Below are 26,737 nucleotides of genomic sequence, written 5' to 3' on the forward strand. Positions count from 1 at the left end.
GACCCCGACGGATCAGGGGCGCTTTAGATCGCTGGGTGAGGAGCTCAGCGAAGCTTTCGTTGCTGGCGTTTGGCCTCTTTGCGTGCCTGCTTGCGGGCCGTCTCGGCCTGTTTGCGTGCCGTGTCGGCTTGCTTGCGCGCCGTCTCGGCAAGCTCCGTCGCGCGCCCGCGCGCCGTCTCGGCCAGTTCGGGCGCACGGTCGCGGGCGACGTCGGCCCACTCCGAGCCCCGCTCGCGCGCGACGTCGGCGAGCACCGAACCGCGTTTGCGCGCCACCTCGGCCAGCTCCGGTCCGCGTTCGCGGGCGACGTCGGCCAGTTCGGCGCTACGCTTGCGCGCCCGTTCGGCGAGTTCGGGTCCGCGTTCGCGGGCGACCTCGGCCAGTTCGGCGCCGCGCTCGCGGGCGACGTGGGCGAACTCGCGGCCTCGTTCGGCACCGACCTGCAGACCGTGACCGACCTTGTCGGCCAACGCGCTGTCAGCGAGAGTGCCACCGGCCGCCGCCCCGACAGGCAGCGCCGTGCTGACCGCTTCGGACACCTTGTGCGCCGCGCGTCGACCGCGCCAACCGATTGAGGGTTTGCCCTCGGTGTCGACCGCGGCGATGATCAGCCCACCGATCAGGCTCACGTCGGTGAAGAATGCACGCCGTTCTTCGGCCTTGCGCTCGGGGTCTGTCTCGCTCCAGAACGTATGTCCGCCAAGGCTGCCCGGCACCACGCTCAGCGCGAGCGCGGCGGATGCGAGCCGGGGGAGTTTGCCGGTGGCCAGCAGCAGGCCACCTCCGATCTGGACGGCGGCGGTGGCACGGGCGACGGTCTCGGCGTTGGTGGGAACGTTGGTACCGACCGGGTCCGGCAGTTTGCTCAGACCCTCGAGCGTCGGGCGTGCGGCATCGGCCGCGGGTTTCGGGCTGCGTAGGGCCTCGACGCCTCTGGCGATGAAGGCTGCTGACAGCATCGGGCGCGCGATACGTCGAATCAACATGCGCGAGGTGTTCCCAGGCGAACGGGGACGCAAACGTCGTTACGAGGCATCGCGGGCAGTGCGGTGTCGCAGCGGCACGAGATACCAGAACACAGTGAGCGCGCCCAGCACGCCGCCCCCGGCAATCCATGCCGCCACCCGGTCGGCGACGGCGTCGAAGATGATCGTCGCCACGCCGGCGAGCGCGACGCCGAGGAGCAGCGTGCCGGTGATGGCGAAGGAGTGCGCCATCGACACCAACGTGCGCATGCGGTGCCGACGGAACAACAGCCGGTGCATGCTCACCGGAGCGATGAGCAGGACCGTCGCCCCTATCGAGCAGGCCACCGTCACCAGGTAGACGGTCCGCATGACACCGTCGAGATCGGAGAAGTGGTCGGTGAACGGCAAGATCAGCAGGAAGCCCGTGAGCAGCTGGACACCCGTCTGAGCCACCCGTAGCTCCTGCAGCAAGCTGGACCAATTACGGTCCAGCCGTTGAGCTTCCGTCTCGTCGCGGTGGTAGCCGTCAGGCCCTGCCAGGTCGGGGCGCTCCGAGTGCACACCTGATTCTGGCAGCCGGCGCCGCGGTTGGTCGATCGAACCGCGGTTTGTGGCGGGCGCTGCCGGAGTAGGTTGGCGAAGGTGGCGCTCGTCGCGGGAATAGATTCATCCACTCAGTCCTGCAAGGTGATCGTCTGTGATGCCGAGACCGGGTCGGTGGTCCGGTCGGGTTCGGCCCCGCACCCGGACGGCACCGAGGTCGATCCCCAGTCGTGGTGGTCGGCTTTGCAGGCCGCCGTCTCGGCGGCGGGCGGGTTGGACGACGTGGCGGCGATCTCGGTGGGGGCGCAGCAGCACGGAATGATCTGCCTGGACGACGACGGGCGGATAGTGCGAGATGCGCTGCTGTGGAACGACGTTCGGTCGAGCGCGGCCGCCGTCGACCTGGTCGATGAGCTGGGCGGCCCGCACGAGTGGGCCGCGCGTGTGGGCGTGGTGCCGGTCGCGTCGATCACCGCGACGAAGCTGCGCTGGCTTGCCGATGATGAACCCACCCACGCGGAGGCGACCGCGGCGGTGTGTCTTCCACACGATTGGCTCACCTGGCGGCTCAGCGGGTCTTCCGACCTTGGCGACCTCCGCACGGACCGCAGTGACGCCAGTGGTACGGGGTACTTCTCGTCGGCGACCGGCCACTACGACATCGACCTACTCGAGATGGCCATGCGCGGGAGGAGACCACTCGTCCCGCCGGTGCTCGGACCGTCCGCACCGGCCGGGTACTCGACGACGGGCGCGCTGTTGGGCCCGGGCGCGGGCGACAACGCGGCAGCGGCGCTCGGGCTGAGCGCCGGGCAAAGCGATTGCGTCGTGTCGTTGGGAACCTCCGGGGTGGTCAGCGCCGTCGGAACGGTCGCACCTCGGGATCCGGAGGGCATCGTCGCCGGTTTCGCGGACGCCACCGGAAATCAGTTGCCGTTGGTGTGCACCCTCAACGGTGCTCCCGTGCTGGCGGCCGTTGCCAGGATGTTGGCCGTAGAGTTCGACGAACTCGACGGCCTGGCGCTGTCGGCGCGGGCCGGCGCCGACGGGCTCACGCTGGTGCCGTACCTGGAGGGGGAGCGGTCACCGAACCTGCCCGCCGCCGCCGGGGCCCTGCACGGCGTGACCACGCGAAACCTCCTGCCCGCCAATGTCGCCCGGGCTGCTGTTGAGGGGTTGTTGTGCTCGATGGCGTACTGCATCGACAAGATCAGGGCGCACGGTGTCGACGTGCGGCGGGTCATGCTGACGGGTGGAGGGGCGCGTTCGGAGGCGGTTCGGCGAATCGCGCCGGCGGTCCTGGGAACGACGGTGCAGGTGCCCGAACCGGCCGAGTACGTGGCGCTGGGTGCCGCCAGGCAGGCCGCCTGGACGCTGACCAACGCCGACGCCCCGCCGTCGTGGACGCTCGGCGAAACGGCGACCTACCACGCGGATCCCACACCATCGGTGCTCGAGCAGTATCGGTCCGCGCAACCGCTCACGCTGGGACAGTGAACTACCAGTGGGATCGGTTGGCAGACGGGGTGTTTCGCACCCGGCTGCCATTCTGTGACGTCACCGTGGGGTTGGTGGCCGGCGATGCGCCTGCCTGCTGATCGACACCGGGAGCACGTTGACCGAGGCGCGCGCCATCGGCACCGACGTCGCCGAGCTCGTCGCGGCGCCCGTGAGGCACGTGCTGCTGACGCACCACCACTTCGATCACGTTCTCGGTTTCTCCGTCTTCGAGGGGGCCCTGGTGTGCTGCGCGCCGCCGGTGGCCGAGACGGTGATCCACCGCAAGCGGCACCTGCGCGACGACGCGGTGCGCCACGGTGCCGACCCCGACGAAGTGAACGCGGCCATCGGCGCGTTGCGCGAGCCGGACCGTCAGGTATGGGAGGCCGATTTCCACCTTGGAGGGCGGACGGTGTCGGTCAGCCATCCCGGCCGCGGCCACACCGACCACGATCTGATCGCGGTGGTGTCCGGGGCCGACACGCGCGTGGTGTTCTGCGGTGACCTCGTCGAAGAGTCCGGCGATCCGTCTGTCGAGGACGGCTCCGACCTCGACGCATGGCCCTCGACGCTCGATCGCGTGCTGGCGGCCGGCGGCGACGACGCGATCTACGTGCCCGGTCACGGCGTGGCCGTCGATGCAGGGTTCATCCGGCGGCAGCGCCGGTGGCTCGCGGAACGACAGTGACGAATTTCAACACATCGATGTGACTTAATTCATTGTCATCGGGCTGCCGGCCGTGCACTCTGGCCGTTTCATATCGACCGATTACTCGAGGGTGCCTCACTAACATGCCTGATTTCGAATTCGCGTACGACCTGACGCTCGATGAGGGGAGGCGTCGCGCGGCCGTCCTCGAGGCCATCGGCGACGACTGGGATCCGATCGCCGCGCTGGAGCAGGAGCGGCAGGCCTACGACATGCTGTACAGCGATCTGGACGCCGATCAGCAGCGGATCTACGACGAGCTCGTGCGCGTGGGTGTCCTGCCGGATCGGACGGTGACGCGTGCTGCCGATTGATCCCACCGCGGACCGCTCCCGGCGGGCGTGGCTCGAATGCCCCGGTTGTGTTCACGGCGCCGGCTGCGCCGAGTGCTCACGCCGGCGCAACTGCGCCGACCACTGGCAGTACCTCCTGAGCAACCAGGCCACCGTGATCTACCTGCAGTGCCCGACCTGCGGGCACCTGTGGTCGACCGATACGCGTCACCGAAGGCGCCGGGCCGCCTGACGGGCGACTCCATTTCTGCACCACGGTCGTGGTTTCGGCGGCGAAATCACAGCCTTGGCGCAAAACTCGACGGCGGCTGACGCCCGGCTCAGGGGTTACGCGGGTGGATGAATACGCCGTCGGCCTCGACGGTGACGCCGTCGGCGTCCGCGATATGACCGACCGCGAACGTCTTGGCACCCTCAATGCGGTCGATCCAGGCCTCCGCGCGCAGCGGGCGGCTGAGCCGGGTTCCGCGCCGGTACCGCGTGGTGAGCGTTCCGGTGACGGCGGGCTTGCCCGGCTTGTGCGCCGTCGCGCCGAGCACGTGGTCGAGCAGCATCGCGCAGACTCCGCCGTGGACATGCCCTGGTGGGCCCTCGAACGCGGCGCCGAGCGTGAACTCCGCCCAGACTCGGCCGTCGGGCTCGTGATGCACCACCAGCGGTGGGGCGGCCGGGTTGCGCACACCGATGACGACATTGCCCCACACCATGGGCTCGCCGCCGCGGGTGTGCTCCAGTCCGAACGAGCCGTCGCGCATTGATTCACTGAGTTCGTCACTGGCGCAATCGATTCGGTCCTTCACGGCCGCGACGGTCGCTGCGTCCGCATGGGTGCGGATCGTGACGTCGATGAGTCGGCGCACCGACTGCGTCAACGGTTCGTACACCGCGCGCAGGTCGTCGAGTTCGGAACCGGCCATGGCTTCAGCGTGCGCACGCCTCGGCGGCTCCGCAAGGCGGCCTCCCGGCCAGTGGTGCGTTGGACGTGCGGTGTGCTCAACCGTTGTTAGGCTAGGCAAATGGCGAAAAGCACGTCCGACGCGAAGCCGAATCTGGCCGCGACCAGTTGGGCGCTGCTCGGCATGCTGACCTACGAACACGAATTGTCGGGCTACGACATTCGTAAGTGGATCGAATGGAGCATGCGGTTCTTCTACGGGAGCCCCGCCTACAGCCAGATCTACTCGGAGCTGAAGAAGCTGGAGAAGCTGGGGCTGCTGTCGTCACGCGTCGAGAACACCGGCGGCACCCGCAACCGTCGGCTCTACAAGATCACCCCCGCGGGTCTCGACGCGGTGCGGCGGTGGGCCAACGAGGCACCCGTCGATCCGCCGGTGCTCAAGCACAACCCGTTGCTGCGCGTGACCTTCGGGCATCTGACCGATCCGGAGCGCCTCAAGGAAATCCTGCAGGAGCACATCGCCTACGCCGACGACATGCAGCGCCAGGCCGCCAAGGACGCCAAGTGGGCGGGAGTGGACCCGTCGTGGGCTTACGCGAAGGTCGCATTGCAGTGGGCCGAGCGGTATTACGCGTCCGAACGCGAGCTCGCCATGAAGATGCTCAAGGAGCTCGACGAGGCCGAGGCCACCTTCGCCGATGCGGGCATCGAACGCGGTACGCAAATCCCTTGGCCCGCACCGGAATACTGGTACGAGATCGAGAAGAAGGCCGACGCCGAGGACTGATCGGTCACCCGTCTGCGGCGTCCGAGGCGGCGATGTAGCCGTACACCAGACCTTGCGCGATCGTTGCGCCCGCCCCGGGATAGGTGGTGCCGAACGCATTGGCGGCCGTGTTGCCGATCGCGTACAGCCCGTCGATCGCGCGGCCGTCCTCCCGCAGCACGCGGGCGTGGTCGTCGACCCGCAGGCCGCCGCACGTGCCGAGATCGCTCAGCACCATCTTCACGGCGTAGAACGGCCCCCGGTTCAACGGGCGCAGGTTCGGGTTCGGCGTGACGGTCGGATCGCCGTAATAGCGGTCGTACGCGCTGGCACCGCGCAGGAAGTCGGGATCGACTCCGGCGGCAGCGTTTTCGTTGAAGCGCTCGACGGTCGCGGTCAGCGTCGACTCGTCGACGCCGATCTTGGGGGCGAGTCCGGCGATGGAGTCGGCGCGGTGCGCGATGCCGGCGTCGTACCACCTCTGGGGAATCGCCATGCGCGGGAACAGTTCGGCGGCGAAGACGTAGTTGTTGCGATACCCCTGGTCGAACACGATCCACATCGATTCCACCGGATTCCCCGCACGTTCACGTTCGAGCAGCCGCTGCCCGAACGTCATGTAGTCTGTCGCCTCGTTGACGAACCGGCTCCCGGTCTGGTCGACGATGAGCGATCCGGGAAGTGACCGTTCGGCCAGCATGACCTTGGGGTCCGCGTCCGGCAGCGCCGCGACGGCGGGGAACCACCACGCCTGATCCATCAGATCGGTTGCGGCGCCGGCGTCTTGGGCGATGCGTATTGCGTCGCCGGTGTTCGTCTCCGCGCCGAGGCTGGCATGCTCGTCCAGGGTTTCCGACTGGAACTTCCAGCGCATGTCCATGTCGTGGTCGAAACCGCCCGCCGCGAGCACGACACCGCGGCGCGCCGACACCGTGATATCCGCGCCGTTGTGCTCGAGCACCACGCCGCTCACGCGGTCGCCGTCGGTGACGAGCCGACGCAAGGTGGTGCCGGTCCACACGGGGATGCCCGCGCGCAGCACACCGGCGAAGAGCCCGGCAGCCAGCGCCTGACCGCCGGCGACATACCGCCGCTTGAGGGCCAATCCGCCGATTCCCTGGCCGAGGCGTTTGGCGATGACCGGCAGCCCTTTGCGCGGCACCCGCGACATCAGGTTCATCCAGCGGTAGTCCGCGCCGGTGGTCGGTATCGGGACCTTGGCCTCCATCACGCCGGGCCGCAGGCGCGTGCGGTACCGGCCGAGGATCGCCGAATCGAGCGGACGACATTCGCACGTTCGACCCACGGCGGTGCCGCCGGGCGCTTCGGGGTGGTAGTCCGAGTACTCCTTGGCCCAGAAGAGCCGCATCGGCGTCGCCCGCCGTAGCAGCTCGATCGTCGCGCCGACGTTCGCCAGGAACGCGTCCGACCGCTGCGCGGGCGCGGTGCCGTCCACCACCGCGTCGAGGTACGTCTTGGCCCGCTCCGCGGTGTCGGCGCCGCCGTCGCCTTTGATGACCGTGCTGGCCGGGAGCCACAGCGCGCCGCCGGAACGTGCGGTCGAACCTCCGACATAGGCCGACTTCTCGACGATCAGCACGGACAGGCCGCGCTCGTGAGCGGCGAGGGCGGCGGCCATGCCGGTGCCGGACCCGACCACCACCAGATCGACGTTCATGTCGGTCATCGGCAAGCCGTCGGGGATCGTCGCCCCGTATGCGCTACTCACAACCGGTCAAATTAGAGCGGTTCGAGCCGGGCCGGAACCCATGTCCTGATGAGCGGAACAGAACCGTGAACACGGTCGGCGATCGCTGCTAGAACAGCGGTATGACGATGGACACCGATATCGAGGTCCGCCAGATCGAGGCGGAGGCCGCGCCGTCGCGGTTCGCTCGGGGATGGCACTGCTTGGGCCTGGTCAGAGATTTCGGTGACGGGAAACCACACCAAGTGCACGCGTTCGGCAAGAAGCTCGTGGTGTTCCGCGGCGGTGACGGCCGCATCAACGTCCTGGACGCGTACTGCCGGCACATGGGCGGCGACCTGAGCCAGGGCGAGGTGAAGGGCGACGAGATCGCGTGCCCGTTCCACGACTGGCGCTGGGGCGGCGACGGGCGATGCAAGAAGGTGCCCTACAGCAAGCGCGTGCCCCGGCTGGCCCGCACCGCCACGTGGACCACGCTCGAACAGGACGGCATGCTGTTCGTCTGGAACGACCCGGAGGGCAACGCCCCTCCGCCGGAGGTCACCATTCCGCGCATCGAGGGCGCGACGAGCGATGAGTGGACCCACTGGCACTGGTACACCACTGTGGTCAACACCAACTGCCGCGAGATCATCGACAACGTCGTCGACATGGCGCACTTCTTCTACATTCACGGTTCGCTGCCAACGCATTTCAAGAACATCTTCGAAGGCCATGTCGCGACCCAGTACATGAACAGCGCGGGGAGGGCCGACCTCGGCGAGCCCGGTCCGACGCAGATGCTCGGAACCACCTCGGTCGCATCGTATTTCGGGCCATCGTTCATGATCGACGACCTCACATACCACTACACCGACATCGACCACAAGACGGTGTTGATCAACTGCCACTATCCGATCGACCAGAACTCCTTCGTGCTGCAGTACGGGATCATCGTCAAGAAGTCCGAGAACCTGCCTGAGGACCTCGCGATGCAGACGGCGATCGGTCTCGGCGACTTCGTGAAGATGGGTTTCGAGCAGGACGTCGCGATCTGGAAGAACAAGGCCCGTATCGACAATCCGCTGCTGTGCGAGGAGGACGGGCCGGTCTACCAACTGCGTCGGTGGTACGAGCAGTTCTACGTCGACGTCGCCGACGTGTCGCCGGACATGGTGGACCGCTTCGAATACGAGATCGACACCACCCGGCCGCGCGAGGAGTGGATGAAGGTCGTCGAGGCCAATATCGCCGCGCGGGACGCCGTCACGAGCGCGGGATGACCGTCCGCCAGGACAACCGACTCGCCGACGCGCCGATGACCTCGGTGGCGTGCCGGCTCTGCGCTGCAACCGTTCTGGTGCGCAAGAGCACCTGGCAGCAGACCAGCGTGCAATGGGACGCCGAGTCCGCCGGGAAGTGTCACCAGCGCCGCGACGCCGAAGCCATCCACGCACACGACGGCAGGCCGTTTCTGGTCTGCTTCGAGCTTCGGGATTCGATCGAGGAGGCGGCGCGTCGCGGGGCGCTGCCGATCGTCGACGAAACGGCGTGACTTCGGTGCGCTACCGATCGCCGAGCGACTAGCGACTGATAGCGCACCGAAATCGCAACTAGGTCAGCTGGAATTCCGACAGGGGAGCTTCCTTCGGGTACTCCGCCGGCCCGCCGAGGTCGTAAACCGCGTTCAGCGCCGCGATGAACTCCGGATCGTGCAGAGGCTCGCTCGGCACGTCGAGCTTGATGCCCTTGGAGTGCACATCGTCGACGAGCATGTCAATCGCCTTGTCGATGGTCAGATCGTCGCTGCCGTCCATGTTCTTCTTGAGCTCGTCGAAGTCGGTGAAGACCTCTGCCGACCAGTGCACCAGGAACCGCAGTTCGTCGGTGTGGTGGCGGGCGATCACCTCGTCGCCGTTCTTGAGCAGCCAGAAGTCGCGGTCCGACGGATCTCCGGTGAACACCGTGTCGAACGCCAGCCCGGCCGGGGTCTGTTGATCGAGCGGCCCGTTGGCCTCGCCGCGGTGCACCATCATCTCGTTCTGCACAAGCACACCGCGGTTGTAGACCGGCGGCAGCAGGCGTTTCGGCGGCTTGAGGGGTCCGTCGGGCCAGTAGGTGAAGCCGCTGCCCTCGTCGAGCGAGAACCACGTGATGACCTGAGCCATCTTGATGAGGTAGTCGCGGAAGAGCCCGGACTTGCCCATGACGCTGGTCAGCCAGGTCGGAGCGTTCTCGTGGCGCACGCCGCGGAAGCTGGGGGAGTCCAGGTGGCCGGGATCGCGGTTGGCGCAGGGGCCGTTGATGTTGAACAGCATCATCTCGGGCTTGGCGTACTCGGCGTTCCAGTAGCTCTTCGCGTACTCGACGAAGCGCTGGTTGTAGAAGCAGTCGTGCAACTCGGGGTAGAGCACCGTGCCGTAGTTGGCTAGATAGCCGCGGAACGTCGCGGTGAGGAACAGATCCAGCGAGGGGGTGAAGCCATCGGGGAACAACCCGCTCATGGTGGCCATCAGTTCTTCGGCCGACGCGAAGTGCTGGGCGATGATCAGCTTCCACGGCCCCTGGGTGCGCACCACGTCGAGGAGTCGCTCCCGCTGGTCGTCGGTGTAGAGGTTGTCGATCTCGCGGGGCGGTGAGGCGGGCCGCAGGATGTCGGACAACTCCATCCGCTGCTCTTGGGTGAGCATGTTCTCTCCTACTCTCGAGGTCGGCATCTCATGCCGGTCGCTTGGCCAATTCTGGTGCTGCGGCCCGCAAGTGGCCGCGTGCCTGTCCGGTCATCGGGACATCTGTTTCCGCTCGTTCAGAAGGGCAGCGGATTGGCGAACTTCGCGCGCAGCAGCGCGCCGATCTCGGCCACCGCCAGGCGCCCGCGGGCCGTCGCCTCCGAGCGCATCAGGAACCCGTGGTAGATGCCGGGGTAGCGGGTCAGCGTCGTCTGGACTCCGGCGTCGCGCAGCCGAAGCGCATACCGCTCGCCCCAGTCGCGGATCGGATCGGCTTCGGCCGTCACGACGACGGCCTGTGGCAGGCCCGATAGATCCTGTGCGCGTGCGGGAACCGTGTACGGATGGTCGGGGCCGTCGGCCAGCTCGTGCATGTACTCGATGTCGACGAGGGTGAGCATCGGCGCCTCGGGCATGGCCCGGATCGACGGGACGTCGAGATCCTTGTCGACGCCCGGATACATCAGCACCTGAGCGAACAGGGTGGGGCCACCGCGGTCGCGGGCGGCCAACGCGACGCCGGCAGCCAGCGTGCCCCCGGCGCTGTCGCCCGCCACCGCGACCCGGGCGCTGTCGATGCGGAGGTCGTCGGCATGGGCGGCCACCCAATAGGCCGCGGCGTAGGCGTCGTCGAACTGCGCGGGGGGAGCCGCTTCCGGAGCGAGGTGATAGTCGACGGACACCACCGTGGCGTGGGAGTGGTGGGCGAGGTTGCGCGCCAACGGTTCGAACGAGCGGTTGGAGCCCAGAACCATCCCGCCGCCGTGGAAGTAGACGACCGCAGGTGCGTCGCTGTCGGTTGACGGTCGGTAGATGCGCAGCGGGATCTCCCCGACGGGGCCCTCGATGATCCGATCCTCGACATCGGCCATCGCGGGCATCACCGGCAGGGGGGCGGACTCCAACGCGTCACGCACGGCGTCCAGCCCACGCTCCCGCATCGGCGCCATATCCCCGAACTGAGCAACCCGCGCCGTGGCGTCGAGATCCAGTTGCGGGACACCCTGTTTCGATGTGGTCATTGGCGTGACGGGTCGAATCGCCGCTTGGTGCGCAGGACCGGCGCCCGGCGCGACGCCAGGATTGCTCCCCGCTCCGACATGGCGTTGCCGACGTACTCGGACTGGGTGAGCAGATAGAACTCACCGGCCGCGGCCTGCTCGAACACCACCCGTGCCGCTTCGACCGGATCCATCGCCTCGGCCTTGATATCGAGCATCGCGGCGCGCTGAGACTCCGCGGCCCCGACGTCGCCGTCGTCCACGCCGCCTGCGGACTCGAAAATGTTCGACTTCACCGCGCCGGGCAGCACCGCCTGAACGTGGATCCGGTCGCCGTGGCCGGCCAATTCGACCTCCAGGCGCAGACATTCGGTCAGCGCCAGCACCGCGTGCTTGCTCATGATGTAGGGCGCCTGCAGCGGCACGGCGGCGACTCCGCCGATGGACGACAGGTTCCACACCCACGACGGAGTGTTCGCGGCGATCATGCGCGGGAGGAATGCACGGATTCCGTAGAACACACCGTTGACGTTGATGTCCACCAGCCGGTCCCAATTGGCGACCGGGGTGTCCCACAGGTATCCGAATTGCTCGACGCCGGCGTTGTTGACCAGCAGCCGAACCGGGCCGATCTCCGAGTACACCTGTGCGGCAACTCTTTCGAGCGCCTCGGGGTCCCGCACATCGCACACCAGGTCCACCGAGCCCGCGAGCTCGTCGCGAAGCGCCGCGATCGCCGCGGCGTCGATGTCGACCAGCACGACGGTCATGCCCAGCGCGGCGGCATGGCGTGCCAGCCCCGCGCCTATCCCGTTGCCGGCGCCGGTGATGACCGCGACACCACCGCCGAACGTCGCGCGTGCGTCCACGCGTTACGAAGCGGTCGAGGCGGTGGCGGTCTTGACGGCGTGCTCGGAGAACGTGACGGAGTCCTCGGCGTCGAGGATCACGGTCATCGACGTGAACACCAGGCCGTCGCCCTCGCGGCGGATGCCGACGTCGACCACGCCGCTGGAGACGTCGAACGGGACGTTGTTCGTCACCTGGTTCACGTACAGGTAAAAGCGTGCGGTGGTGACGTCCCCGTTCACGCCGGTGCGGAAGACGTTGGTGGCGTGGTGGCGCAGCGGGTACGGATTCTCGTTGCGGTGCTGGGTCAACCACGCCAACGTCTCGTCCTTGCCGTGCAACTCGGCGGCCAGCAGGTCCTCGAACGGGCAGTTCCCGGAATCGGATCGGCTCAGGTATTCCATCTCGTCACCGAGCCGGGCCCCGAGTTCGGCGAAGTGACCCTGGTCGTAGTGGTACCAGAAGGCGGCGATGAACTCCTGGACCTCGGACAGCGTGATCTCGTTGCTCATGGGTGCGAGTCAACCGCCGACGACCGGGACGTGGCGCGACGATGCCCGGTCAGTGGAACACTGCGCGGTCCGGTGGCCGGATCAGTCGACGATCAGGCTCCACATGTCGGCTCCGGCGGCCAGCGTCGCGTCGGTGACCTGTTGGTCCCAGTAACGCACCGTCCCGAACTCGGATCGCCACGCGAGTGCGGCGCGGGTGAACTCGTGCAGCCGGTGCTCGAAGGTGGTACCGATCGCGCCGTGCACCTGGTGGGCGTTGCGCACCACGACCGACGTGGCATGACCGACGCAGGAGCGTGCCGCCGCGACGCGGAAGGCGAGGTTGCCCGTCGACCAGCCGCTCGTCACGGCGGTCGTCAGCGCGCCCTCGGTCGCCGCCCGCGCCAACGCCGCTTCGGCGGCGAGGTCCGCGATCAGGTGCTGGACGGCCTGAAAGCGGGATAACGGTCGGCCGAACTGGATTCGCGACGCGGCGTGTTCGACCGACGATGAGACGATCCGGTCGAGCGCCGCGCACACCTGGATCGCCCGCACCATCGCGGCTCTCAGCCACAATTCGGCCACCAGATCGGAGGTCACCGGTACGCCGTCGAGCGCGGCGACGTCGGCCTGCACGGAGTCACGGGGTTCACCGATCAGGTTGCTGCCGGCCGTGATCGAGAGCGCGGCGGCGTCGACGTCGGCGAGAAGGTGGTCGTCGCCGTCGCGCCAGACGACGACCACCCGGTCACTGGCCGCAGCCCAGGGGACACCGCCGGCGGTTCCGTCGTCACCGAGTATGCACACCGTGCGCACCGCGTCGTCGCTGCCCATCCCGTTCGCTTCGAGCAGCCAGCAGGCCAGTAGGTCGTGTTCGGCCAATGGTGTTCGCACCGCGTTGCGGGCGGCGGCCGCCAGCAGTTCGGCGGCCTCGAACCAGCCCGCTCCGCTGCCGCCCGACTCCTCGGCGCCGGTCAGGCGGACCAGGCCCAGGTCGTCGAGGCGCCGCCACAACTCGGTGTCCCGTTCGACGGCCTTCGCCGGCGGGTGGGCGTCGCGGTACTCGGCGAAGACCGCGTCCATCATCTCGATGAGGGCCGGGTCGACGGTCATCGCAGCCCCAATCCTCGTGCGATCACGCCGCGCAACACCTCGTTGGTGCCACCGCGCAGCGTGAAGCCCGGACGCTGATCCACGGCTCTCGAAACCAGTTCGGCGAGACCGGGATCCGTGATCGCGTCGGTCAGCCTGTCGGCGAAGTCGGCGATGTCACCCTCGGTGGTGGTGCCGAGCACCTTGACCACCGCCGCGGGAACATCGGCGGGCTCGCGCCGCTCCAGTGCGCCCGCGACGGCGGTCGACATCTGGTGCAGTCCGGCGGTTCTGGCGGCGAGGCGACCGAGGTCGGCATCCCGCGAAATTTCCTGTGCTGCCATCTTTTCGCCGCAAGCCTGCAACAACACGAAGGTGGACAGGAACCGTTCGGGTCCACTGCGCTCGAAGGCCAGCTCCGAGGTGACTTGGCGCCAGCCCGCCCCGATCTCACCGAACACCATGTCGTCGGGCACGAAGGCGCCGTCGAGGATCACCTCGTTGAAGTGGTGTGCGCCGTTCATCGAGACGACAGGCCGGATGTGCACACCCGGTCCGCGCAGGTCGACGATGAACTGACTCAACCCGGCGTGGCGGTTGTCCGGGTCGACTGGCGCGGTGCGGGCCAACGCGATGAACGCATGCGCGTAGTGCGCCCCCGAGGTCCACACCTTCGTCCCCGAGAGCGACCAGCCGCCGTCCACCTGCACCGCCTTGGTGCGCACACTCGCAAGATCGGAGCCGGAATCGGGTTCGCTCATGCCGATGCCGAAGAAGCACTCGCCGCGCACGATTCGCGGAAGGAACTCCCTCTTCTGCAGTTCCGTGCCGTACTTGAGCAACGACGGCACGATCTGCCGGTCAGCGATCCAGTGCGCCGCGACCGGTGCGCCCGCGGCGAGCAATTCCTCGGTCACCGCGAACCGTTCGACGAACGAGCGTCCGTGCCCGCCGTACTCGATGGGCACGGTCATTCCGAGATAGCCTTGTGCGGCAAGCGCTTTGGTGAAGTCCTCGTCCCACCCCGTCAGCCACGCGTCGACCGACGGTGTGAAGGCGCCCGCGGCACGCTGCTCGGCGAGGAATTCACGTACCTCGGCTCGCAGGGCCGCCGTCGCAGCGGCGTCGACGGCCGCCGGGGGAACCAGGCGGGGGAGCGTCACGGTGCGGTCCGCCATCGGCTGATGCGCTGTTCGTGCTCCCGGTCGCGGTGGGCCAGCGGCTGCATGGCCGCGGCCATGGCCAGCGTGGAGTCCAGCGAGCCGGCCCGCGACTCCTGCAGCAGACGCTTGGCCATCCGCAGGGCGTGGGAGGGATTCTTCGTGATCCGGTCGGCCAGCTCGAGCGCCTGCGGGAGAAGGTCGTCGTGCGGCACGACGCGGCTGACCATGCCCCACTCCAAGGCGGTGGCCGCGTCGATGCGGTCACCGGTGAACGTCATCTCGGCGGCGCGCTCGTAGCCGATCGCCCTCGGCAGGAACCACGTGCCACCGTCGCCCGGGATGATGCCGATCTGCACGAAGCTCTCGGCGAACGACGCCCGCTCGGAGGCCACCCGGATGTCGCACATCATGGCGAGGTCGCAGCCCGCTCCCACGGCGGGACCGTTGACCGCGGCGATCAGGGGGACCTCCAGGCGACCGAGTGCGCGCGGGATGCGCTGGATCCCGTCGACGTAGGCGCGCCGCTGGTCGAGGGCGTCGAGGCCGAACATCCCTGTGCGATCGGCCATCTCCTTGACGTTGCCGCCCGCGGAGAAGATCTTGCCCGCGCCCGTCAGGATCACCGCGCGCACCTCGATATCGGCGTTGGCGGCGTCGACGGCGGCCTCGAACGCCGAGATGAAGCCCTTGTCGGTGATCGCGTTGCCGACTTCGGGCAGATCGATGGTCCACGTCAGCGTCGCACCGTGAGCGGCGATGTTCAGCGGTGTGCTCATGACGGCAACTGTAGGGACTTGGTCTGCAGGAATTCCTCGAACCCCGCGCGACCGAGCTCCCGGCCGACGCCGGACTTCTTGTATCCGCCGAACGGCGCGACCGGGTTGTACATGCCGCCGTTGACGTCGAGCTGTCCAGTCTGCACGCGCCGGGCGAACGAGATGGCCGTGTCGAGGTCGGGACCCCAGACCGCGCCCGCGAGCCCGTATGGCGCGCCGTTGGCGATGCGTAGGGCGTCGTCTTCGTCCCGAAACGGAATCACCGCGAGCACCGGCCCGAACACCTCCTCCTGGCCCAACTCGGAGTCGGGGTCGACGTCGGCGAACACGGTCGGCGCGACGTAGTAGCCGGTGTCGCGGACCGGTTCGGATCCACCGGTGAGCAGGCGGGCGCCGCCGCGGCGTGCGCGGTCGATGAACCCGCGCACGGACTCGAACTGCGCGGCCGAGGCCAGGGGGCCGATGCGGGTGCCGGGGTCGGACGGGTCGCCGACGGTGTACTTGGCGGCGGCGGCCTCGATCAGTTCGAGGGCTTCGTCGTAGCGCGACTGCGGCACCAGCATCCGGGTCCAGGCCATGCAGGTCTGCCCGGCGTTGAGGAACGCGTTGCCCACGCCGACCTTGACCGCGGTGGTCAGGTCGCCGCCGTCGAGGATGACGTTGGCGGACTTGCCGCCGAGTTCGAGGGCGACCTTCTTCACCGATCCGGCGGCGAGCTCGGCGACCTGGCGGCCCACGGCGGTCGACCCGGTGAACGACACCACGTCGACGTCGGGATGCGACGCGATGCGCTCGCCCACCACGGATCCGCGGCCCGATACCAGGTTCACCACACCGTCGGGAAGTCCGGCCTCCTCGACCGCTCCGATGAACTCGAACACCGACAGCGGCGCCTCGTTGCTCGGCTTGAGGACCACGGTGCAGCCCGCGGCGATCGCGGGAAGCGCCTTGGCCACCACCTGGTACAGCGGGTAGTTCCACGGGGTGATGGCGCCGACGACCCCGTACGGCTCGCGCAGCACCAACGAGTTGCCCACGCGCTCTTCGAATTCGAAGGACTCGAGGACGTCGGCGAAACCGCGGGCCACCGCCAGTGGGACCTTGGTCTGAACGCCCTGCGCGACCCGCAGCGGCGCGCCCATCTCCCGGCTGATGGTCTCGGCGATGTCGGGCAGCCGCTTCTCCATCGCGGTGATCACCCGGGCCAGCCGGTCAGCCCGCTCGGCGCGGGTGATCAGCGGATCGAAGGCGCGGCGGGCAGCAGCGACCGCAGCGTCCACGTCCGCGACCGTTCCGTTGGGCACACAGCCGATCACCTTCTCGGTGGCGGGGTCGACGACGTCGATCACGTCGCCCGCCGACGGCGCCACCCAATGCCCGTCGATGAACAGCGTCTTGCGGGTGTAGTCGTGCATGAATCTCCTTGGCGGATCAGGGAATGATGCTGGCGCGGACGTCGCGCTTGTTCTCGGCGGCGGCGAAGGCCTCGTTGATGTCGTCGAGCGGATACTGCGCCGCAGCCAGCCGGTGCAGGGGCAGCGTGTGCTGGTGCTGTTCGAGGAAGGTCAGAGCTCTGGAGAGCACCGACGGTTCGTAGAGCGAAACGCCCACCATCGTTTTGTTGGCGAAGACGAAGCGTGACGGGTCGAACTCGAACGTCTTGCCGATGTTGATGTTGCCGATCTCGACGTAACGACCGAACTGACCCAGCATCTTGAGGCCCTCGTCGATGGCGGAGGGGTGACCGACCACCTCGACCACCACGTCGGCGCCGTGGCCGTCGGTCAGGTCACGGACCATCTTCGTGCGCTCCTTGACCGTAGCGGCAGTAGTGATGTCGATGACCGCGTCGGCGCCGAATGCCGTTGCCAACTCCAGTCGTTCGGACACACCGTCGATGGCGATGACGAGGGCGGCGCCGCGGGCTTTGGCGACCGCGACCGCGTACAGTCCGAGCGCGCCAGCGCCCTGCACGACGACGGTTTCGCCGAGTTGCTGGTCGACGCGCTCGAGGCCGTACATCACTTGCGACAGCGCGCAGTTGGCGCCCGAGGCGATGTCGTCGGTGACCACGTCGGGCACCGTGTACACCAGCGCGCCGGCCGGCAGCAGGAAGTAGTCGCCGTAGCCGCCGACGAAGAAGGGCGGTGCGTCGGCGCGTCCGAGCATGGCCATCGCGAGGTTCAGGCAGGCGTTGCGCCTGCCCGCCAGGCAGTTTCGGCACCGGTGGCAGGAAAAGAAGTAGGGGAACACCACCCGCCTGCCCTTCTCCAGAGGTGCGCCGTTGGAGTCCGCCGTGACGCCGGCACCGAGTTCGGAGACCGCGCCCACCATCTCGTGACCGAGCACCGTCGGGAGTTGTCCTCCCAGGCCGCGGGTGGCGAAGGTGCCGTGCCACGCGTGCAGGTCCGATCCACAGATGTTGGTCCTGGTGACCTTGATCAGGATCTCGCCGGGGCCGACCTCGGCCAAGTTCACGGTTTCGATCTCGAATGGCTTTCCGGGTGCGTCGAAGCGCGCGATACGTCCTGTGAACAATCCTCAGTTCCCTTCTGGCTCAGCGGCTCAGCGGCTCAGCGGTTCGGCGGTGAAGCGTTCGCGCAGTTGACGCTTGAGCAGCTTGCCGCTCGGGTTCTTCGGCAGTGTGTCGACGAAGAAGACGTGCTTGGGGGTCTTGAACCCGGCCAGATGCTGCCGGCAGTGCGCGATCAGGTCGTCCTCGGTCAGGTCTGCTCCGTCGCGGGAAACCACTGCGGCGACCACGGTCTCGACCCACGTCGGATGCGGAAGGCCGAAGACCGCGACCTCCTGAACTCCGTTGTGCCGGTAGAGAACCTCCTCGACCTCGCGGCTGGCGACGTTTTCACCACCGGTCTTGATCATGTCCTTCTTGCGGTCGACCACGTGCAGGAGCCCGTGTTCGTCGTAATAGCCGAGGTCGCCGGAGTGGAACCAGCCGCCGCGGAACGCCTCCGCCGTCTTGGCCGGGTCGTCGAGATAGCCGAGCATCAGATGCGGGCTGCGGTGGGCGATTTCACCCACCACACCGGGTCCCACGGGAGCGTCGTCTTCGTCGAGGATCGTCGTCTCGACGTTGACCACCGGACGTCCCGCGGAACCGGGGTGGGTGTCCTGCTCGTCGGGTCCGAGCGCGGATGCCAGCGGCGCCAACTCGGTCTGGCCGTAGAAGTTCCACAACCTCAGGTTCGGCAGCCGGTCGCGGATCTCGGCGAGGATCTCGATCGGCATCGCCGAAGCGCCGTAGTAGCCCTTGCGCAGGCTCGACAGATCGACCTCGTCGAACACCGGGCACCGCAACAGGCTGATCCAGACCGTGGGAGGCGCGAAGTAGTTGGTCACTCCGTAGTGGGCGATCGTGCGCAGCACCGTCTCGGGATCGGGCCCTGGCAGGATGATGCTGGTCGCGCCGAGATAGATGTCGGTGGCCATGAAGTTGTCCAGCTGCGCGCAGTGATACAGCGGCAGCGAGTGGATTTCGACGTCGTCACCGGCCATCGATCCGGCGACGATGGTGCTGACGTACTGCCACATCAGGCTGCGGCTCGTGTGCATCGCGCCCTTGGGCCGCGACTCCGTGCCGCTGGTGTACATCAAGCGCAGCAGCTGGTCGTCCTCGATGAGTGGAGTCGGCGCGGGGGTGGTGGTGGAAAGCCATTGCGCGAAGTCGTTCCAGCCCGCCGGAACGCTTTGTCCGGGCCGGACGATCGCCGCCCGGGCGCGCACCGCTCCGTCGATCCGCATCGCGTCCTCGGCAACGCCGGCCAGCTCTGCTTCGACGATGAAACCGTCGGCCTTGCTGTGGCCGAGGATGTAGGCGATCTCCTCGGCCGTCAGCATGAAGTTGACCGGTACCAACACCACCGCGGCGCGGGCGGTGGCGAAGGCGAGCACCGCATACTGCCAGCAGTTGCGCGCCAGCAGTGCCACCCGGTCACCGGGGTTGAAGCCGTTGTCCTGCAACGCCGCCGCGGCCCGGTCCACGAGTCGGTCAAACTCGGCGAACGTCAACACCACATCGCCGTCGATGATCGCGGTCTTGTCGGATTGCCTGCGGGCCGAACGGCGCGGGATGTCGCCCAACGTGTGGCTGCGTGCCTGGTTGACCACCGCATCCAGATCCATGGCGGGCAGCGTAAACATCTCCGGTGCGGGGCGAGGGACTCGTGTCCCGCTCAGTAGGCAGGGCACTGCCTCCTCGGCCGCGTCGCGCCGATACTCGTGACCGTGACTGCTGACGCTCGAGCAATACCGTCGCCGCACGCCGCGGACGTCGACCGCGATGAACTGAGGGCGAATCTCGCTCAGGCGGACCCTGGCGTCCTGGTCGCGGTGCTGGCCCAGCTCACGGGTGATCCCTCGGTGATCGACCGGTTCGGGCCGAAGATCACCCACATCCCCGATCCGCCGGAGCGCGCCGGCGTCACCGACGTCGACACCATGGCAGCGCTTGTCGACGCGGTCGTCTCGGCGCTGTACTCGCCGCGGACCGAAGGGGCGATGGCCGCCGACGACATCGATCTGTTCACCCGCGCGCTGCCGGTGGCGCTGGGTTCCGAGGTCGGCGACGAGTTCGTTCCGCTCCTGCTCGAACAGGGCGGTTTTCACCTCTCCCAGCCCACGCTGCCGCGCACCGTGCCGATCCCGCCGACGACGAATGTCGCGATCATCGGCGCGGGCATCGCCGGCATCATCACCGCGCTGGCGGCGGCCGACGCCGGGGTGCGGTACCAGATCTTCGACCGCAATGACGAGGTCGGCGGCACCTGGTTGACGACGAAGTATCCCGGTATCGGTGTCGACACGCCGTCGGCGTACTACTCGCTGTCGCGGGAGGTCAACCCCGACTGGTCGAGCTACTACCCGCAGGGCGCGGAGTATCAGGACTACCTGGTCTCTCTGGCCGACAAGCACGGACTGCGTGAGCACACCCGGTTCGGCACCGAGGTCGAGGCGCTGTGGTGGGACGACGCGCGTAACCAGTGGCAGATCCACGCGGTCGACCGCGACGGCAACCGCGATGTCAGCTACGCCCGGGTGGTCGTCACCGCCGCCGGCTATCTCAACCGGCCGCGGTGGCCCGATGTGACCGGCCGAGAATCGTTCGAGGGCACCAGCATTCACTCGGCGCTGTGGGATCCGTCGCTGGACCTCACCGGTAAGCGGGTCGCCGTCATCGGCGCGGGATGCACCGCCGTGCAGATCGTCGACGCGTGTGTGGACCAGGTCGAACACCTGACCGTGTTCCAACGGCAGCCGCACTGGGTGGCTCCGCGAAAGCGGTTGTCCGACGACGTCCCGGAGTACCGGCGGTATCTCGGACGGCACCTGCCGTATTACGCGAACTGGCACCGGCTGAAGTCCTATTGGGCGACGGCCGACAACAACTATCCCGTCATCCTGCGCGACCCCGAGTGGGCGAAGGACCATCTGTCGATCTCGCAGGCCAACGACGTCCTGCTGCAGATGTGCATGGAATACATCAACCAGACGTTCGGCGAGGGATCGGAGCTGGCGAAGAAGGTCACCCCCGACTTCGCGCCGTACGGTAAGCGCATCATCCGCGACCCGGGTGGCTACTACGCGGCGCTGACGCGCGAGCACGTCGACGTGGAGGCGAGCGAACCGGCCGCCGTCAACGCGGCGGGCATCGTCACAGCGGACGGGCGGCAGATCGATCTCGACGTGATCATCTACGCCACCGGCTATCACCTCGAGTTCCTGTCCACGGTCGACATCCGTGGCCGCGACGGCAGGACACTGCGCGAGGAGTGGGGCGACAGCCCGCGCGCGTACCGCGGTGGTACGGTGCCGGGCTTCCCGAACCTGTTCATCACGTCGGCGCCCAACTACAGCCCGGGCCACGGCGCGGGCGCCAACTTCTCCATGGAGGTGCTCGCGCACTACATCATGGAATGCCTGCAACTGCTCGCGCTGCGCGATGCCGCCACCATCGAGGTGACGCGGAGGGCCTACGACGATTACGTCGCGCAGATCGACGAGGCGATGTCACAGACGGTGTGGTGCCACACCCCGAACGCACACACCTACTACCGTTCGGCGTCCGGCCGAGTGGTCGTCGCGACGCCGTACCGCCTGGTCGACATCTGGCACCAGCATCGCGCCCCCGTCGAAGAACACTTCGTGATCCGATGACCGGCCTCCTCGCGGGGAAGACGGCGCTCGTCACCGGCAGCAGCCGAGGCATCGGACGCGCAGTCGCGCAACGCCTTTCCGCTGAGGGCGCGACCGTGGTGGTCACGGCCAGGTCGTTCGAGCCGTCGGCGTCGATACGCGGCGGTGCGGCGACGGCCCTGCCGGGAACGATCGCCGAAACTATCGAGCTGATCGAGGGGGCGGGCGGGACGGCGATCGGCATCGCCGCCGACCTCGAGGATCCCGATCAGCGGGGCCGGCTGATCGACGAGGTCGTCGAACGCGCGGGGGGCCTCGACATCCTGGTCAACAACGCGGGTTTCGCCGACTACGCCCGGGTCGAGGAGATGAGCCTGGACACCTTCGACCGCACCGTCGAGCACTATCTGCGCACGCCGTTCGTGTTGACCAAGGCCGCCGTGCCCCACATGCGGGAACGGGGTGCAGGCTGGATCGTCAACATCGGGTCGGTGACGGGCGTCGCCCCGGTGCGGCCGTACCGCGAGTACAACAAGTCGTCGGGTGACGTCGTCTATGCTTCCTGCAAGGCGGCCCTACACCGTTTCACGCAGGGGGTGGCTGCCGAGTTGGTCGACGCGAACATCGCGGTGAACTGTGTCGGTCCTTCCACTGCCATCCGCACTCCCGGTGCGGCACAACTCATCCCGGACAGCTTCCCCACCGAACCGGTGGAGTACCTCGCCGAGACCGTACTCGCGATGTGTCACCGGCCTGCCGCCGAGCGCACCGGCCTGGTCGCGTTCAGCCTGCACTATCCGTGGTCGCAGGGACTGACCGTGCACTCTCTCGATGGCGTCACCGAGTTGCCGCCCTTGGAGCCTCCCGCGACGGCCAACCCAAACATCCTGCCGGCCGGTCTTTAGCGCGATTTCTGCGGGAGGGTCGCGGATCGCGCGATTTCACAGCCCTGCTGCAGAACTCGACGCATAAGCCGCCAGGTCATTCCATGCTGCAGAAGCTGTGGCAGACCCGGTCGCGGATGATGACGTCGGGACATTCGGGGTCGAACCAGCGGTCCACGTACGCCCAGTGGATGGGGTGCATGAGGTACGGACCGGTCAAGCCGTCGAGGTCTCGGAACTCCTGCTCGAAGACGTGGGTCCACGGTGAGGCGCCGACGGCCGAGTCGACGCGACTGAGTTGCCATGTGCGGATCGAGGTTACATAGCGGGGAAGCAGTCGCAGATCGTCCTCGAACCTCGCCACCGTCGCCTCGTCGGTGTCCGGTTGTACCCGCAGCAGCAGTGTCCGGTAGACGGTGGCGGAGATGTCTCGGGCGGCGACCACGTCGCCGGTGTAGGTGCCGCCGTTGACGCGGCCGACCTCGGGGCGATCGAGGATCGAATCGAAAGTCGTTGCCACCGAGGACCACTCGTCTTCGTTGCGAAAGCGCAGATGCATGAGGATGTCGCCACCGTTGCGCACGCCGGGCAGCGTCGGCTGCACCAGGGCGTGGGCCGCTTTGCTGGCCGTCGCGGCTTCGCGCAGCTCGTACAGCAAACGGTCACGTCCGGTGGCATCGGCGGCATCGATCAGCCGGATGACGCTATACATCGCACAAGCCGTCGACATCGCCTGCTGCGGCGGCGACGCTGCGGGTGCGCTCGACGACCAGCTCGGCCACGCCGTCCCACCACGCTCCGAGCGTCGCGTCGGGCCTGCCCTTCCACGTCATCTCCCACCAGGCTTGCGGGCTGGGCAGCGACCACGTCACGGTGATGACGTTGGATTGGTCGTCGAACCAGATCGGTGGGCTGACGAGCACGTCGCGAAGCGTCATCCCGCGATCACGCGCCCCCGGCGCGTATTCGGCCAGATACGTGTCGACGAAACGCCGTGCGCATCCGGGCCGGGTGATGACCCTGTCGATGACGAACACCTCACCGTCGGCCATGGCCCGACATTAGGGGGGCGCCGCCCGTGGTGACGATGACGCTCCCGGCCATCGGGACGACACGGTTGACCACGCCCGCGGCGGGGAGCACCGTAATCCGATGACCGTTGAGACGCTGGACCCGTTTGCGCCGTCCCGGCTCGGTCCGGTGAAGCTGCGCAACCGGGTCATCAAGGCCGCGACGTCGGAGGGCCGCTCGCCCGACGGAATGGTCACCGACGACCTGATCGACTTTCACGTCGCATTCGCCAAGGGCGGCGTGGGTATGACGACGGTCGCGTACTGCTGCGTCTCGAAGGAGGGCGCCAGCGCGCCCGGCCAGATCGTGATGAGCGAAGCGGCGCTGCCCGGACTGCGCAGGCTTACCGACGCCGTGCACGCCACAGGAGCGGCGATCTCGGCGCAGCTGGGACACGCCGGCGTCGTCGCTCCGAAGAAGTTGACCGGCGTCACGGCCGTCGCCCCCAGCCGCTTCATCAACCCCACCTCCTTCGCCTACTGTCGCGAGATCACCCGCGACGAGATCCGCGCCGTGATCGGACAATTCGCCGCGGCGGCACAGGTGGCCGTCGACGCCGGCTTCGACGCCGTCGAACTGCACTTCGGCCATCTCTACCTGCCGAGCTCGTTCCTCAGCGCGCGGATCAACCGGCGCAAGGACGAATACGGCGGTTCGATCGACAACCGGTCGCGGTTGGTGCGCGAAATAGCGGCCCGGGTCAAAGACCTCGTCAAGGACCAGATCGCGGTCATCGCCAAACTCGACATGGACGACGGACTGCCCGGCAGCATCTGGATCGACGAGGCCCTGCGGACCGCGCAGCTGCTCGACGCCGACTCCGCGTTGGACGCGATCGAGCTCACCCAGGGTTCGTCGGTGTACAAGCCTATGTACCTGTTCCGGGGCGACGTCCCGGTCAAGGAGTTCGCCGAGGTGATGCCGTCCGCGTTGCGGCCCGGTGTCCGCATCGCGGGCAAGCGGGTCATGGGCAGTTATCCGTACCGCGATCTCTACATGCTCGACGCGGCGCGGCAGTTCGTGCCGGTGGTCCGCAACACCAAACTGATTCTGCTGGGCGGCATCACGAACTACGAGCACCTCCAGACGGGGCTGCGCGAGGGCTTCGACTTCATGGCGATGGGCAGGGCGCTGCTGCGCGAACCCGATCTGGTCAACGCGATGATCGCCGACCACGACACGCGCAGTCGCTGCAACCACAACAACAAGTGCATGGTCACGGTGTTCGGCCGGACCCACTGCGTGCTCGACCCGCACCAGCGCTACGGGCCGGTCACGAAGGTCTGATCGCAGGGCCTCACAACAACTTCGCGAGTTCTTGGGTCGCTTGGCGGCGCGCCTCGTGAGCGATGTCGAGCATCGGCATCGTCATGAAACCGTGGATCCCGCCGTTGAAAGTGCACCGCGCCACGGGAACGCCCGCGGCTTCCAATGCGTCGGCGTAGGCAACGCCCTCGTCTCGGAGCGGATCGTGACCCGCGATCACCACCACGGCCGGTGGCAGTCCGTCCAGGTGCGCCTGCAGTGGCGACGCATACGGGTGGATGCGGTCGGCGGGGGAGGGCACGTACTGGTCCCAGTACCACTGCAGCGCGGGCCGGGGGTTGTAGAAACCCTTGCCGTACAGCCGGTATGACTCGGTTTCGAAGTCCGCGGCGATCATCGGGTAGATCAGCAGCTGGGCGGACAGCGCGGGCCCGCCGCGGTCGCGCGCCATGAGGGTGGTGACCGCCGTGAGGTTGCCGCCTGCGCTGTCGCCCGCCACCGCGAGCCTGTCCGGGTCGCCACCGAAATCCGCCGCGTGCTCGGCCGCCCAGAGCGTCGCCGCGTACACGTCTTCCGCCGCGGCCGGCCACCTGCTCTCCGGCGCCAGTCGGTAGTCCACCGAGATCACCACCGCGGTAAGGAGATTCGCCAGGTTGCGGCACAGCCCGTCATGGCTGTCGAGGTCGCAGAACACGAACCCGCCGCCGTGGGCGTACACCACCACCGGCAGCGGGACATCGGCCGCCGGCCGGTACACCCGGACCTTGACGCCTCCGGTGATGGTGATGTCGGTGACGGACCCGACGGCCTCGGGCTCCGCGGGTGCCACGAACCGCGATCGGATCGCCGCCCGCGCCTGCGCACCGGACATGGTGTGCACCGGAGGAAAGCCGGAGTCCAGCGTCTCGATCAGCTCGGCGATCTGCGGGTCGAGCGTCACGCGTACTGCAGCACCGGCTCGCGGGGCGCCGTGGGCCGCGGCGCAGGCACATTCCGCAGCGGCCGGGCCTGCTGCAGCGTCGGCGCCACCCGCTGCGGACCGTTCTCGGCGTTGCGCCACACCGCCATGGCCGTCATCCGCACCGGCGCGACGAGACGTTGGTCGAACATCATGCGGTTCATCGGGCCGCACACCGACACGGCCGCGACCGCTTCACCCTGGCCACCGATCGGCGCTGCGACACAACCGAATCCGGCCAAAGACTCCTCGCGGTCGAACGCGATCCCGTGCGAGCGCACCTTGGCCAGCTCGGTGCGCAACTGGACGGGCGATCCGATGGAGTACTTGGTACGGCGGTTCGTCAAATCGATCGTGTCGTAGTTCAGGTCGATGGCCGACGCCAGCATCGCCTTGCCCAGCGCCGAACAGTGCGCGGGGTGACGCCCTCCGACGCGGCTGGGAATGGCGGCGCCCAACCCGTCACCGATCTTCTCCAGGTACACGACATCGGTGCCGTCGAGCACGGCGAGGTGGACGACGAGACCGGTCGCGCGATGCAGGTCGTGCAGCAGGGGCACCGCCGCGCGGTGCAGGCGGTCCTGGTGCACCGCGAGCGAACCCAGCTCGACCAACCGCATGCCCAACTCGTAGTCGCGTCCGTTGCGTCGCAACCAGCGCAGCTGGACGAGGCGCTCGAGCATGCGGTGTGCGGACGAGCGAGGAAGCCCGGTGCGGCGAACGATCTGCGCCAGTGTCAGTCGGCCCGGCCCATCGAAAGCGTCAAGAACCAGCGATACGCGGTCGAGGACGGCGCTGGGTGTTTCGACAGTCGTTGTCATGTGGCCTCCGGAGAGCGACCTGCGACCAGGCAGGCGGTATTTCTAATAGGAATATGCCTATTTGTAGCATGTCGCTGTGCGGCGTGTCACACGATCGGCGCAATTTACTTTCGATCACG

26 protein-coding genes and 1 pseudogene are annotated in these 26,737 nt (G+C 67.8%); 9 read left to right on the forward strand and 18 right to left on the reverse strand.

From position 1 onward, the window contains the following. Positions 1 to 44: 44 nt before the first annotated feature. Both AAHH99_RS23730 and AAHH99_RS23735 read right to left on the reverse strand, forming a co-directional pair. Positions 45 to 986, reverse strand: a complete 942-nt coding sequence (locus AAHH99_RS23730) for a DoxX family membrane protein (RefSeq protein WP_418770910.1) — start codon at positions 984 to 986, stop codon at positions 45 to 47. A 39-nt stretch (positions 987 to 1,025) separates the two neighbouring features. Then, positions 1,026 to 1,529, reverse strand: a complete 504-nt coding sequence (locus AAHH99_RS23735) for a DUF6328 family protein (RefSeq protein WP_418770911.1) — start codon at positions 1,527 to 1,529, stop codon at positions 1,026 to 1,028. Positions 1,530 to 1,610: 81 nt separating this feature from the next. Here AAHH99_RS23735 and AAHH99_RS23740 point away from each other — a divergent pair, with 81 nt between their 5' ends. The 3 genes and pseudogenes from AAHH99_RS23740 (at position 1,611) to AAHH99_RS23750 (ending at position 4,034) form a co-directional block, all read left to right on the forward strand. Next, a complete protein-coding gene (locus AAHH99_RS23740) occupies positions 1,611 to 3,008 on the forward strand; it encodes a xylulokinase (protein ID WP_418770912.1) in 1,398 nt (465 codons plus the stop codon). Next, positions 3,005 to 3,699: pseudogene (locus AAHH99_RS23745) on the forward strand (MBL fold metallo-hydrolase). Before AAHH99_RS23740 ends, AAHH99_RS23745 begins: the two are co-directional and overlap by 4 nt. A 104-nt stretch (positions 3,700 to 3,803) precedes the next feature. Further along, positions 3,804 to 4,034: a DUF6400 family protein gene (locus AAHH99_RS23750; protein WP_418770913.1), complete on the forward strand. Its 231-nt coding sequence runs from the start codon at positions 3,804 to 3,806 to the stop codon at positions 4,032 to 4,034. Between the two features lie 299 nt (positions 4,035 to 4,333). Here the strand turns inward: AAHH99_RS23750 and AAHH99_RS23755 are convergent, their stop codons facing one another. Then, positions 4,334 to 4,930 (reverse strand): PaaI family thioesterase, encoded by a 597-nt coding sequence (locus tag AAHH99_RS23755; RefSeq protein WP_418770914.1) that lies wholly within the window; start codon positions 4,928 to 4,930, stop codon positions 4,334 to 4,336. A gap of 99 nt (positions 4,931 to 5,029) precedes the next feature. Between AAHH99_RS23755 and AAHH99_RS23760 the strand changes: the two genes are divergently transcribed. Further along, the gene (locus tag AAHH99_RS23760; protein ID WP_418770915.1) at positions 5,030 to 5,698 is read left to right on the forward strand and encodes a PadR family transcriptional regulator; all 669 of its coding nucleotides are present in this window, start codon (positions 5,030 to 5,032) and stop codon (positions 5,696 to 5,698) included. Positions 5,699 to 5,702: 4 nt separating this feature from the next. Here AAHH99_RS23760 and AAHH99_RS23765 read toward each other — a convergent pair whose 3' ends face one another. Next, positions 5,703 to 7,406, reverse strand: coding sequence for a 3-ketosteroid-delta-1-dehydrogenase (locus tag AAHH99_RS23765; protein WP_418770916.1), 1,704 nt, complete (start codon positions 7,404 to 7,406; stop codon positions 5,703 to 5,705). 101 nt (positions 7,407 to 7,507) lie between these two features. Between AAHH99_RS23765 and AAHH99_RS23770 the strand changes: the two genes are divergently transcribed. Both AAHH99_RS23770 and AAHH99_RS23775 read left to right on the forward strand, forming a co-directional pair. Continuing rightward, on the forward strand, positions 7,508 to 8,647 hold the full coding sequence (locus AAHH99_RS23770; RefSeq protein ID WP_418770917.1) for a Rieske 2Fe-2S domain-containing protein: 1,140 nt from the start codon (positions 7,508 to 7,510) through the stop codon (positions 8,645 to 8,647). Further along, the gene (locus tag AAHH99_RS23775; protein ID WP_418770918.1) at positions 8,644 to 8,919 is read left to right on the forward strand and encodes a ferredoxin; all 276 of its coding nucleotides are present in this window, start codon (positions 8,644 to 8,646) and stop codon (positions 8,917 to 8,919) included. Before AAHH99_RS23770 ends, AAHH99_RS23775 begins: the two co-directional genes overlap by 4 nt. Positions 8,920 to 8,977: 58 nt before the next feature. Here the strand turns inward: AAHH99_RS23775 and AAHH99_RS23780 are convergent, their stop codons facing one another. From AAHH99_RS23780 to AAHH99_RS23825, 10 genes are all read right to left on the reverse strand, one after another. Beyond that, entirely contained in the window at positions 8,978 to 10,054 is a 1,077-nt protein-coding gene (locus AAHH99_RS23780; RefSeq protein ID WP_418770919.1) for a hypothetical protein, read from the reverse strand. Between the two features lie 116 nt (positions 10,055 to 10,170). Then, complete coding sequence (locus AAHH99_RS23785; RefSeq protein ID WP_418770920.1) at positions 10,171 to 11,115, reverse strand: alpha/beta hydrolase; 945 nt, start codon at positions 11,113 to 11,115, stop codon at positions 10,171 to 10,173. Then, positions 11,112 to 11,963 carry an SDR family oxidoreductase gene (locus tag AAHH99_RS23790; protein ID WP_418770921.1) on the reverse strand — a complete coding sequence of 284 codons (852 nt, stop codon included), beginning with the start codon at positions 11,961 to 11,963 and terminating at the stop codon, positions 11,112 to 11,114. Before AAHH99_RS23790 ends, AAHH99_RS23785 begins: the two co-directional genes overlap by 4 nt. A 3-nt stretch (positions 11,964 to 11,966) precedes the next feature. Beyond that, a complete protein-coding gene (locus AAHH99_RS23795) occupies positions 11,967 to 12,455 on the reverse strand; it encodes a nuclear transport factor 2 family protein (protein WP_418770922.1) in 489 nt (162 codons plus the stop codon). An 81-nt stretch (positions 12,456 to 12,536) separates the two neighbouring features. Continuing rightward, complete coding sequence (locus AAHH99_RS23800) at positions 12,537 to 13,547, reverse strand: acyl-CoA dehydrogenase family protein (protein WP_418770923.1); 1,011 nt, start codon at positions 13,545 to 13,547, stop codon at positions 12,537 to 12,539. Beyond that, positions 13,544 to 14,689: an acyl-CoA dehydrogenase family protein gene (locus tag AAHH99_RS23805; RefSeq protein ID WP_418770924.1), complete on the reverse strand. Its 1,146-nt coding sequence runs from the start codon at positions 14,687 to 14,689 to the stop codon at positions 13,544 to 13,546. Before AAHH99_RS23805 ends, AAHH99_RS23800 begins: the two co-directional genes overlap by 4 nt. Beyond that, entirely contained in the window at positions 14,686 to 15,465 is a 780-nt protein-coding gene (locus AAHH99_RS23810; protein ID WP_418770925.1) for a crotonase/enoyl-CoA hydratase family protein, read from the reverse strand. Before AAHH99_RS23810 ends, AAHH99_RS23805 begins: the two co-directional genes overlap by 4 nt. Further along, positions 15,462 to 16,880, reverse strand: coding sequence for an aldehyde dehydrogenase family protein (locus AAHH99_RS23815; RefSeq protein WP_418770926.1), 1,419 nt, complete (start codon positions 16,878 to 16,880; stop codon positions 15,462 to 15,464). Before AAHH99_RS23815 ends, AAHH99_RS23810 begins: the two co-directional genes overlap by 4 nt. A gap of 16 nt (positions 16,881 to 16,896) precedes the next feature. After that, on the reverse strand, positions 16,897 to 18,003 hold the full coding sequence (locus tag AAHH99_RS23820) for a zinc-binding dehydrogenase (RefSeq protein ID WP_418770927.1): 1,107 nt from the start codon (positions 18,001 to 18,003) through the stop codon (positions 16,897 to 16,899). Positions 18,004 to 18,030: 27 nt separating this feature from the next. Further along, on the reverse strand, positions 18,031 to 19,608 hold the full coding sequence (locus AAHH99_RS23825) for an acyl-CoA synthetase (RefSeq protein ID WP_418770928.1): 1,578 nt from the start codon (positions 19,606 to 19,608) through the stop codon (positions 18,031 to 18,033). 102 nt (positions 19,609 to 19,710) lie between these two features. Between AAHH99_RS23825 and AAHH99_RS23830 the strand changes: the two genes are divergently transcribed. Continuing rightward, on the forward strand, positions 19,711 to 21,639 hold the full coding sequence (locus AAHH99_RS23830; RefSeq protein WP_418770929.1) for a flavin-containing monooxygenase: 1,929 nt from the start codon (positions 19,711 to 19,713) through the stop codon (positions 21,637 to 21,639). Beyond that, positions 21,636 to 22,523: an SDR family NAD(P)-dependent oxidoreductase gene (locus AAHH99_RS23835; RefSeq protein ID WP_418770930.1), complete on the forward strand. Its 888-nt coding sequence runs from the start codon at positions 21,636 to 21,638 to the stop codon at positions 22,521 to 22,523. Before AAHH99_RS23830 ends, AAHH99_RS23835 begins: the two co-directional genes overlap by 4 nt. A gap of 76 nt (positions 22,524 to 22,599) precedes the next feature. On the opposite strand, the gene AAHH99_RS23840 is transcribed toward AAHH99_RS23835, so the two are convergent. Further along, positions 22,600 to 23,214: a Dabb family protein gene (locus AAHH99_RS23840; protein ID WP_418770931.1), complete on the reverse strand. Its 615-nt coding sequence runs from the start codon at positions 23,212 to 23,214 to the stop codon at positions 22,600 to 22,602. Beyond that, positions 23,207 to 23,554, reverse strand: a complete 348-nt coding sequence (locus AAHH99_RS23845; protein ID WP_418770932.1) for a hypothetical protein — start codon at positions 23,552 to 23,554, stop codon at positions 23,207 to 23,209. The genes AAHH99_RS23840 and AAHH99_RS23845 overlap by 8 nt, the downstream gene beginning before the upstream one ends. Before the next feature lie 100 nt (positions 23,555 to 23,654). Here AAHH99_RS23845 and AAHH99_RS23850 point away from each other — a divergent pair, with 100 nt between their 5' ends. Further along, positions 23,655 to 24,860 carry an NADH:flavin oxidoreductase gene (locus AAHH99_RS23850; RefSeq protein WP_418770933.1) on the forward strand — a complete coding sequence of 402 codons (1,206 nt, stop codon included), beginning with the start codon at positions 23,655 to 23,657 and terminating at the stop codon, positions 24,858 to 24,860. Between the two features lie 10 nt (positions 24,861 to 24,870). Here AAHH99_RS23850 and AAHH99_RS23855 read toward each other — a convergent pair whose 3' ends face one another. Both AAHH99_RS23855 and AAHH99_RS23860 read right to left on the reverse strand, forming a co-directional pair. Then, entirely contained in the window at positions 24,871 to 25,779 is a 909-nt protein-coding gene (locus AAHH99_RS23855) for an alpha/beta hydrolase (RefSeq protein ID WP_418770934.1), read from the reverse strand. Beyond that, positions 25,776 to 26,618 (reverse strand): IclR family transcriptional regulator, encoded by an 843-nt coding sequence (locus AAHH99_RS23860; RefSeq protein WP_418770935.1) that lies wholly within the window; start codon positions 26,616 to 26,618, stop codon positions 25,776 to 25,778. Before AAHH99_RS23860 ends, AAHH99_RS23855 begins: the two co-directional genes overlap by 4 nt. Between the last annotated feature and the right edge of the window lie 119 nt (positions 26,619 to 26,737).

This window comes from Mycobacterium neumannii (assembly GCF_048452905.1).
GTDB classification, from domain to species: Bacteria; Actinomycetota; Actinomycetes; order Mycobacteriales; family Mycobacteriaceae; genus Mycobacterium; species Mycobacterium neumannii_B.

Excerpts from the sequence above, each read along its gene's own strand:
- AAHH99_RS23775 (WP_418770918.1), top strand. The coding sequence starts at position 8,644 with ATGACCGTCCGCCAGGACAACCGACTCGCCGACGCGCCGATGACCTCG.
- AAHH99_RS23780 (WP_418770919.1), bottom strand. The coding sequence starts at position 10,054 with ATGCTCACCCAAGAGCAGCGGATGGAGTTGTCCGACATCCTGCGGCCC.
- AAHH99_RS23860 (WP_418770935.1), bottom strand. The coding sequence starts at position 26,618 with ATGACAACGACTGTCGAAACACCCAGCGCCGTCCTCGACCGCGTATCG.
- AAHH99_RS23755 (WP_418770914.1), bottom strand. The coding sequence starts at position 4,930 with ATGGCCGGTTCCGAACTCGACGACCTGCGCGCGGTGTACGAACCGTTG.
- AAHH99_RS23770 (WP_418770917.1), top strand. The coding sequence starts at position 7,508 with ATGACGATGGACACCGATATCGAGGTCCGCCAGATCGAGGCGGAGGCC.
- AAHH99_RS23815 (WP_418770926.1), bottom strand. The coding sequence starts at position 16,880 with ATGCACGACTACACCCGCAAGACGCTGTTCATCGACGGGCATTGGGTG.
- AAHH99_RS23840 (WP_418770931.1), bottom strand. The coding sequence starts at position 23,214 with ATGTATAGCGTCATCCGGCTGATCGATGCCGCCGATGCCACCGGACGT.
- AAHH99_RS23825 (WP_418770928.1), bottom strand. The coding sequence starts at position 19,608 with ATGGATCTGGATGCGGTGGTCAACCAGGCACGCAGCCACACGTTGGGC.
- AAHH99_RS23810 (WP_418770925.1), bottom strand. The coding sequence starts at position 15,465 with ATGAGCACACCGCTGAACATCGCCGCTCACGGTGCGACGCTGACGTGG.
- AAHH99_RS23760 (WP_418770915.1), top strand. The coding sequence starts at position 5,030 with ATGGCGAAAAGCACGTCCGACGCGAAGCCGAATCTGGCCGCGACCAGT.
- AAHH99_RS23785 (WP_418770920.1), bottom strand. The coding sequence starts at position 11,115 with ATGACCACATCGAAACAGGGTGTCCCGCAACTGGATCTCGACGCCACG.
- AAHH99_RS23750 (WP_418770913.1), top strand. The coding sequence starts at position 3,804 with ATGCCTGATTTCGAATTCGCGTACGACCTGACGCTCGATGAGGGGAGG.
- AAHH99_RS23845 (WP_418770932.1), bottom strand. The coding sequence starts at position 23,554 with ATGGCCGACGGTGAGGTGTTCGTCATCGACAGGGTCATCACCCGGCCC.
- AAHH99_RS23800 (WP_418770923.1), bottom strand. The coding sequence starts at position 13,547 with ATGACCGTCGACCCGGCCCTCATCGAGATGATGGACGCGGTCTTCGCC.
- AAHH99_RS23795 (WP_418770922.1), bottom strand. The coding sequence starts at position 12,455 with ATGAGCAACGAGATCACGCTGTCCGAGGTCCAGGAGTTCATCGCCGCC.
- AAHH99_RS23730 (WP_418770910.1), bottom strand. The coding sequence starts at position 986 with ATGTTGATTCGACGTATCGCGCGCCCGATGCTGTCAGCAGCCTTCATC.
- AAHH99_RS23835 (WP_418770930.1), top strand. The coding sequence starts at position 21,636 with ATGACCGGCCTCCTCGCGGGGAAGACGGCGCTCGTCACCGGCAGCAGC.
- AAHH99_RS23850 (WP_418770933.1), top strand. The coding sequence starts at position 23,655 with ATGACCGTTGAGACGCTGGACCCGTTTGCGCCGTCCCGGCTCGGTCCG.